Raw genomic sequence first — 7,139 nt, 5'->3', positions numbered from 1 at the left:
GGGTGGCGGGGGCGGCCGATCTGGACGTCGTGCGGGACGACAGGCGGGTGTACCGGCTGGAGGTGCGACCCCGGGTGCTCGGCGACTTCGTGGCCGGGGCGTGGTGGCACAGCACCTCGCCCGAGTCGCACTTCACCCGGTCCCCGGTGTGCTCGCGGGTCACGGAGGACGGAGGGAGGATCACGCTCAGCGGGCGGCGGCTGAAGGTGACGGACGAGCAGGGTGTGAGTGAGGAACGGGAGTTGGCGGGGGACGGGGAGGTGCTGGGTGTGTACCGGGAGAGGTTCGGGATCGCGTTGGAGCGGGTGCCGGTGGCACGGGGAGGTGACGTGGCGTGAGGAGACCGGGTGACGGTGTCCGGTGGGTGGGGCTCGCCGTGTGGCGGTGTCCGGCATCGGGGCGGGCCGGCCCTGCGGACCGTCCCAGGCACCGACCTGCGCGCTGGCGGCGGTGGACGTGCCGGAAAATGGGCGGGTGAGCGATGTGAGACATGTGCTGGTGCTGCCCGACCGTGATGCCGCCGAGGAGGCCGCGCAGGCGCTCGGGGAGAGGTTCGGGGTGCGCGAGGAGCCGCGGCTCCTCCGGGACGCGCTGGCCGGTGAGGACGACGCGGAGGACGCGCAGTGGCTGGTGGTGCTGCGGGACGAGGAGGGGCGGCTCGACGCGGCGGACCTGGACGCGTTCGCGGCCGAGTGGGACGGGTGGCGGGAGGAGCCGTAGGAGCGGCGGCGGTGGCCTTCACCGCGGCTCCCGCTGTCAGTGCCGCGTGCCATCCTTGACCCAATGGCCAGGAAGACTGCGAATGACGACCCTCTCGCCCCGGTGACGCTCGCCGTGGGCCAGGAGGACCTGCTGCTCGACCGTGCCGTGCAGGAGGTGGTGGCCGCCGCCCGGGCCGCCGACGCCGACACGGACGTACGTGACCTGACGTCGGACCAGCTTCAGCCCGGCACCCTCGCCGAGCTGACCAGCCCGTCGCTCTTCGCGGAGCGCAAGGTCGTGGTCGTACGCAATGCGCAGGACCTGTCCGCCGACACCGTCAAGGACGTGAAGGGGTATCTGGGGGCGCCCGCGGAGGAGATCACGCTCGTGCTGCTGCACGCGGGCGGGGCCAAGGGCAAGGGGCTGCTGGACGCCGCGCGCAAGGTGGGGGCGCGGGAGGTGGCCTGCCCGAAGATGACCAAGGCGGCGGACCGGCTGGCCTTCGTCCGGCAGGAGTTCCGGGCGAAGGGGCGGTCGGCCACCCCCGAGGCCTGTCAGGCGCTCGTCGACTCCATCAGCAGCGATCTGCGCGAGCTGGCGGCGGCGGTGTCGCAGCTCGTCGCCGACATCGAGGGGACCATCGACGACGCGGTCGTCGCTCGGTACTACACGGGGCGGGCCGAGGCGTCGAGCTTCACCGTCGTCGACCGGGCCGTGGAGGGCAGGGCGGCGGAGGCACTGGAGGCGTTGCGCTGGTCGCTGGCCACCGGCGTCGCACCCGTGCTGATCACCAGCGCGCTCGCACAGGGCGTGCGGGCCATCGGCAAGCTGTCCTCGGCGCGCGGGGGCAGACCCGCGGACCTCGCGCGGGAACTGGGCATGCCGCCCTGGAAGATCGACCGGGTCCGCCAGCAGATGCGGGGCTGGACGCCCGACGGGGTCTCCCTGGCCCTGCGTGCGGTCGCCGAGGCCGACGCGGGCGTGAAGGGCGGCGGCGACGATCCGGAGTACGCGCTGGAGAAGGCCGTGGTGGCGGTGGCACGGGCGGCACGTTCCGGGGGCCGGGCGTAGATCCGCTCGGCGCCCGCTGCCGCCGCCTGCCGGGTGCGCCGGACCCGTCAGCCGGTCATCGGACAGCCGGACAGCCGGACAGCCGGACAGCCGGTCATCGCCGGGGCCGGGCCTAGATCCAGTAGCCGTCCGTGCAGGGCGGAGGAGAATTGCAGGGAGCAGCCGACACATCGCCCAGGACGGCGGAAAGGTGGCGATCGAGCATGGCTGAACACCCGCACGCGGCGCTTGTCCGCAAGGGCTTCGAGGCCTTCTCGCGAGGGGACATGGACACCCTGCGGGAAGTGATGGCGAACGACGCCACCCATCACGTTCCCGGCAGCCACCCGCTCTCGGGTGACTTCAAGGGTCAGGACGCGATCATCGATCTGTACCGGCGGCTCGGCGAGGAGACGAAGGGCACCTTGCGTGTCGCACTGACCGCCGTCTGTGTCGACGGTCGCGGTCACGCGGTCGGCATGTTCCGCTTCACGGCCGACCGCAACGGCAAGCACCTCGACGAGACGGGATGCATCGTGTTCCGGATCGTCGGCGACAAGGCCACGGATCTCGACGAGTGCGTCGAGGACCTCGACCTGAGCAACGACTTCTGGTCGTAACCGCACGACCCGCTGAGTGCACCTCACAAGCGCACCCCCCCCGCAGGAATGCCGAAGGCCCCGGTGCCCGCCCTGGGGAAGGGCGAGGCGCCGGGGCCTTCGGTTCTGCATGTCAGAAAGCTGGATCCACGCCCGCGTGGCGAACGCAGGCCGCGCGTGGATCCGTGGGTGCCGGTCGGGAGCGGATGAGAGAGGGCCCGCTCTGTTCTCCCCGGCGATCAGATCAAGGAAGGAGTTCAGCCGTTGAGGGACGAGACCTTCGAAGCAAGCGCCGACTTCTTGTTGGCGGCCTGGTTCTTGTGGATGACACCCTTGGAGACGGCCTTGTCGAGCTGACGCGCGGCAGCGCGCTGGTACTCGGTGGCCTTCTCGACGTCACCCGCGGCAGCGGCCTCGCGGGCCTTGCGGATCGCGGTCTTCAGGGAGGACTTGACGGCCTTGTTGCGCAGCCGAGCCTTCTCGTTGGTCTTGATCCGCTTGATCTGGGACTTGATGTTCGCCACGAAAGAGCCTTTGCAGGTTCAGGCACGGGGCCGCTCGGGTCCCGCACCAGGTGATTTCTTGAGTGTGCCTCGTGCTGAGAGGGCATGAGACACAGCCACCCAGACTACCAGTGCACGTGAGAGCGGCCCAAACCGGTTCCCGGTCGCCGCGCGTGGGACCATGGAGACTACGTATCGATCCGACCCGAGGCATAAGGCGCCTCAAGAGACAGGACCCTGCGTGCCCGCGACCCCTAACAACGTGCCCGAGCCGAGCCGTACCGATCCGGCACTGATCCGCAACTTCTGCATCATCGCGCACATCGACCACGGCAAGTCCACGCTTGCCGACCGGATGCTTCAGCTGACCGGTGTGGTCGAGCAGCGGCAGATGCGTGCTCAGTACCTCGACCGTATGGACATCGAGCGTGAGCGCGGAATCACGATCAAGTCCCAGGCGGTGCGTCTGCCGTGGGCTCCCACCGAGGACCCCGCGAACACGCACATCCTCAACATGATCGACACCCCGGGTCACGTCGACTTCACCTACGAGGTCTCGAGGTCGCTCGCCGCCTGCGAGGGCACCGTGCTCCTCGTCGACGCCGCCCAGGGCATCGAGGCACAGACCCTCGCCAACCTCTACCTGGCGATGGAGAACGACCTCAAGATCATCCCCGTACTGAACAAGATCGACCTGCCGGCCGCCCAGCCGGAGAAGTTCTCCGAGGAGCTGGCCAACCTCATCGGCTGCGACCCCGCGGACGTGCTCAAGGTCTCGGCGAAGACCGGCATCGGCGTGGACGCGCTGCTCGACCGGGTGGTCCGCGACGTCCCGGCCCCGGTCGGCGTCAAGGACGCTCCGGCCCGCGCGATGATCTTCGACTCGGTCTACGACTCCTACCGGGGCGTGGTCACCTACGTCCGTGTCATCGACGGCCAGCTCAACAAGCGCGAGCGCATCAAGATGATGTCGACCGGCGCCACCCACGAGCTGCTCGAGATCGGCGTCTCGTCCCCCGAGATGACGCCGGCCGACGGCATCGGCGTCGGCGAGGTGGGCTACATCATCACCGGCGTGAAGGACGTCCGTCAGTCCAAGGTCGGCGACACCATCACCAGCAAGGAGAAGGGCGCCACGGAGGCCCTCGGCGGGTACAAGGACCCCAAGCCGATGGTCTTCTCCGGCCTCTATCCCCTGGACGGCTCCGAGTACCCCGACCTGCGTGAGGCGCTGGACAAGCTCCAGCTCAACGACGCCGCCCTGGTCTACGAGCCGGAGACCTCCGCGGCCCTCGGCTTCGGTTTCCGCGTCGGTTTCCTCGGTCTGCTGCACCTCGACGTCATCCGTGAGCGCCTGGAGCGCGAGTTCAACCTCGAACTCATCGCCACCGCGCCCAACGTGGTCTACCGCGTGATCATGGAGGACGGGAAGGAGCACACGGTCACCAACCCGAGCGAGTTCCCCGAGGGCAAGATCGACAAGGTCTTCGAGCCGGTCGTGCGGGCCACGATCCTCGCGCCCAGCGAGTTCATCGGCTCGATCATGGAGCTGTGCCAGACCCGTCGCGGCACCCTCCTCGGCATGGACTACCTCTCCGAGGACCGCGTCGAGATCCGCTACACGCTCCCCCTCGCCGAGATCGTCTTCGACTTCTTCGACAACCTGAAGTCCAAGACCCGCGGGTACGCCTCCCTGGACTACGAGCCCACCGGCGAGCAGGACGCCCAGCTGGTGAAGGTCGACATCCTGCTCCACGGCGACCGGGTCGACGCCTTCTCCGCCGTCACCCACAAGGACGCCGCCTACGCGTACGGCGTACGGCTTGTCGCCAAGCTGCGCGAGCTGATCCCGCGCCAGGCCTTCGAAATCCCCATCCAGGCCGCCGTCGGCTCGCGGGTCATCGCCCGCGAGACCATCCGCGCCATCCGCAAGGACGTCCTCGCCAAGTGCTACGGCGGCGACATCTCCCGTAAGCGCAAGCTGCTGGAGAAGCAGAAGGAAGGCAAGAAGCGGATGAAGATGGTGGGTTCCGTGGAGGTTCCGCAGGACGCCTTCATCGCAGTCCTGAGCAGCGAGGAGAACGCGGGTTCGGGCAAGGGCAAGAAGTAGCCCGCCGGCACGCTGGTTCCGGGGCCCGTCGCGCTGTCGCGCGGCGGGCCCCGCTCCGTCCGGTGGCCGCCGTTGTGTAAAAGTGACAGTCCATGGCTCTTACGTGCAGGCCAGTCGCCCTCTACTCTGATCCCTGCTCGATAGTTACTCGCGAGTTAAACAACAGCCGCACTGAGCCAGCCGCATCGTCGCGGGCCCCGGAGGATGTCGTGAGCGACACACAGACACTGATCGAGAACCGTCCGCCGTCCGTCGCGGGGCTGTTCCTGGAGCGCGTGGCCGCCACGCCCGACGCGGAGGCGTACCGCTACCCCGTGCCGGCGTCGGCGGGCGAGGGCCCGGACGAGTGGAAGTCGCTCAGCTGGGCGCAGGCCGCCGAGCGGGTGCACGCCATCGCGGCCGGCCTGATCGAGCTGGACGTGCAGCCCGAACAACTGGTGGCGCTCGCCGCCTCCACCCGTTACGAGTGGATCCTCGCCGACCTCGGCATCATGTGCGCGGGCGCGGCGACGACCACCATCTATCCGCAGACCAACGCCGAGGAGTCGGCGTTCATCCTCTCCGACTCCGGGAGCCGGGTGCTGATCGCGGAGGACGCCGCCCAGGCCGCCAAGGCGGTGGAGAAGCGCCAGGAGCTGCCCGAGCTGACCCATGTGGTGGTGATCGACCCGGCCGGGGTGGAGACCTCCGACTGGATCATCACGCTCGACGAGCTGGAGAGGCGCGGTGCCGCCCGCCTGGAGCAGGACCCGCAGCTGATCAAGGAGCGGGTCGGCGCGATCACCCGGGAGCAGCTCGCCACTGTCATCTACACCTCGGGCACCACCGGCCGCCCGAAGGGCGTACGTCTCCCGCACGACAACTGGTCGTACATGGCGAAGGCGATCGCGGCCACCAATCTGCTCGGTGCCGACGACGTGCAGTACCTCTGGCTGCCCCTCGCCCATGTGTTCGGCAAGGTGCTGACCTCCGGGCAGATCGAGGTGGGGCACGTCACCGCCGTGGACGGCCGCGTCGACAAGATCATCGAGAACCTGCCGATCGTGCGGCCGACCTACATGGCGGCCGTCCCGCGCATCTTCGAGAAGGTCTACAACGGGGTCGCCGCCAAGGCCCGAGCGGGCGGCGGCGCCAAGTACAAGATCTTCCAGTGGGCCGCCGAGGTCGCCCGCGAGTACGCCAAGGCGTCCCAGGACAACTTCCGGCGCACCGGCAAGGCCTCCGTCCCCTTCGGGCTCGGCGCCAGGCACAAGGTCGCCGACACGCTCGTCTACGCGAAGATCCGCGAGGCGTTCGGCGGGAACCTGCGCGCTTGCATCTCCGGCAGCGCGGCCCTCGCGCCGGACATCGGGTACTTCTTCGCCGGCGCGGGCATCCACATCCTCGAGGGCTACGGCCTGACGGAGTCCTCCGCGGCCTCCTTCGTGAACCCCGGTGAGGCCTACCGCACCGGCACGGTCGGCAAGCCGCTCCCCGGCACCGAGGTGCGCATCGCCGACGACGGCGAGATCCTGCTGCGCGGCCCCGGCATCATGGAGGGCTACCACGGGCTGCCCGAGAAGACCGCTGAGGTCCTGGAGGCCGACGGCTGGTTCCACACCGGGGACATCGGCGAGCTGTCGCCCGACGGGTACCTGCGGATCACCGACCGCAAGAAGGACCTCATCAAGACGTCCGGCGGCAAGTACATCGCGCCCGCCGAGGTCGAGGGGCAGTTCAAGGCGGTCTGCCCGTACGTCTCCAACATCCTCGTGCACGGCGCCGACCGGAACTTCTGCACGGCGCTGATCGCGCTGGACGAGCTGTCCCTGCGGGGCTGGGCCGACGAGAACGGGCTCGGAGGGAAGCCGTACGCCGAGATCGTGGCCGCGCCGGAGACGGTGGCGCTGATCGACGGGTACGTGAAGCACCTCAACCAGGGGCTTCAGAAGTGGCAGACGATCAAGAAGTTCCGGCTGCTGCCGCGCGACCTCGACGTCGAGCACGGTGAGATCACGCCGAGCCTGAAGCTGAAGCGGCCCGTGGTGGAGCGGGAGTACAAGCATCTGATCGACGAGATGTACGCGGGCTCCCGGGAGGCGTAGGCCCTCTCGGGAGGCAGGCCCCTTCGGGGTGCGGGGCGGCTGCGCCGGTACGGCGTCGCCGCCCATCGCCGCCCCGCGCGGTCCCCCGCGC

General features: G+C 69.3%; 7 protein-coding genes. 6 read left to right on the top strand and 1 reads right to left on the bottom strand.

Translation table 11 applies throughout. The annotated features are described in order from the left end of the window. The 4 genes from P1P75_RS37915 to P1P75_RS37900 all read left to right on the top strand — a co-directional run. Positions 1–338, top strand: a 338-nt coding sequence (locus tag P1P75_RS37915; protein ID WP_319263993.1) for an arylamine N-acetyltransferase, incomplete at its 5' end; no start/stop codon positions are given. 136 nt (positions 339–474) lie between these two features. After that, on the top strand, positions 475–720 hold the full coding sequence (locus P1P75_RS37910; RefSeq protein ID WP_319263992.1) for a hypothetical protein: 246 nt from the start codon (positions 475–477) through the stop codon (positions 718–720). Between the two features lie 63 nt (positions 721–783). Continuing rightward, a complete protein-coding gene (gene holA / locus P1P75_RS37905) occupies positions 784–1,773 on the top strand; it encodes a DNA polymerase III subunit delta (RefSeq protein WP_319263990.1) in 990 nt (329 codons plus the stop codon). A 203-nt stretch (positions 1,774–1,976) separates the two neighbouring features. Next, positions 1,977–2,372, top strand: a complete 396-nt coding sequence (locus P1P75_RS37900) for a nuclear transport factor 2 family protein (protein ID WP_319263989.1) — start codon at positions 1,977–1,979, stop codon at positions 2,370–2,372. Positions 2,373–2,608: 236 nt separating this feature from the next. Here the strand turns inward: P1P75_RS37900 and rpsT are convergent, their stop codons facing one another. Beyond that, positions 2,609–2,875 (bottom strand): 30S ribosomal protein S20, encoded by a 267-nt coding sequence (rpsT, locus tag P1P75_RS37895; RefSeq protein ID WP_086765651.1) that lies wholly within the window; start codon positions 2,873–2,875, stop codon positions 2,609–2,611. A gap of 220 nt (positions 2,876–3,095) precedes the next feature. On the opposite strand from rpsT, the gene lepA reads away from it, so the two are divergent. Both lepA and P1P75_RS37885 read left to right on the top strand, forming a co-directional pair. Next, on the top strand, positions 3,096–4,964 hold the full coding sequence (gene lepA, locus P1P75_RS37890) for a translation elongation factor 4 (RefSeq protein ID WP_319263987.1): 1,869 nt from the start codon (positions 3,096–3,098) through the stop codon (positions 4,962–4,964). A gap of 209 nt (positions 4,965–5,173) precedes the next feature. Then, a complete protein-coding gene (locus tag P1P75_RS37885; RefSeq protein ID WP_319263986.1) occupies positions 5,174–7,048 on the top strand; it encodes an AMP-dependent synthetase/ligase in 1,875 nt (624 codons plus the stop codon). Positions 7,049–7,139 lie beyond the last annotated feature (91 nt).

The organism is Streptomyces sp. ID05-39B, assembly GCF_033794725.1.
Taxonomy (GTDB): Bacteria; Actinomycetota; Actinomycetes; order Streptomycetales; family Streptomycetaceae; genus Streptomyces; species Streptomyces bobili.
Note: the sequence above shows the minus strand (reverse complement) of the source record. Positions and strands in the feature narration are given on the sequence as shown.

What these genes read in the sequence shown, in the direction of transcription:
- P1P75_RS37900 (WP_319263989.1), top strand. Translation starts at nt 1,977, where the DNA reads ATGGCTGAACACCCGCACGCGGCGCTTGTCCGCAAGGGCTTCGAGGCC.
- holA (WP_319263990.1), top strand. Translation starts at nt 784, where the DNA reads ATGGCCAGGAAGACTGCGAATGACGACCCTCTCGCCCCGGTGACGCTC.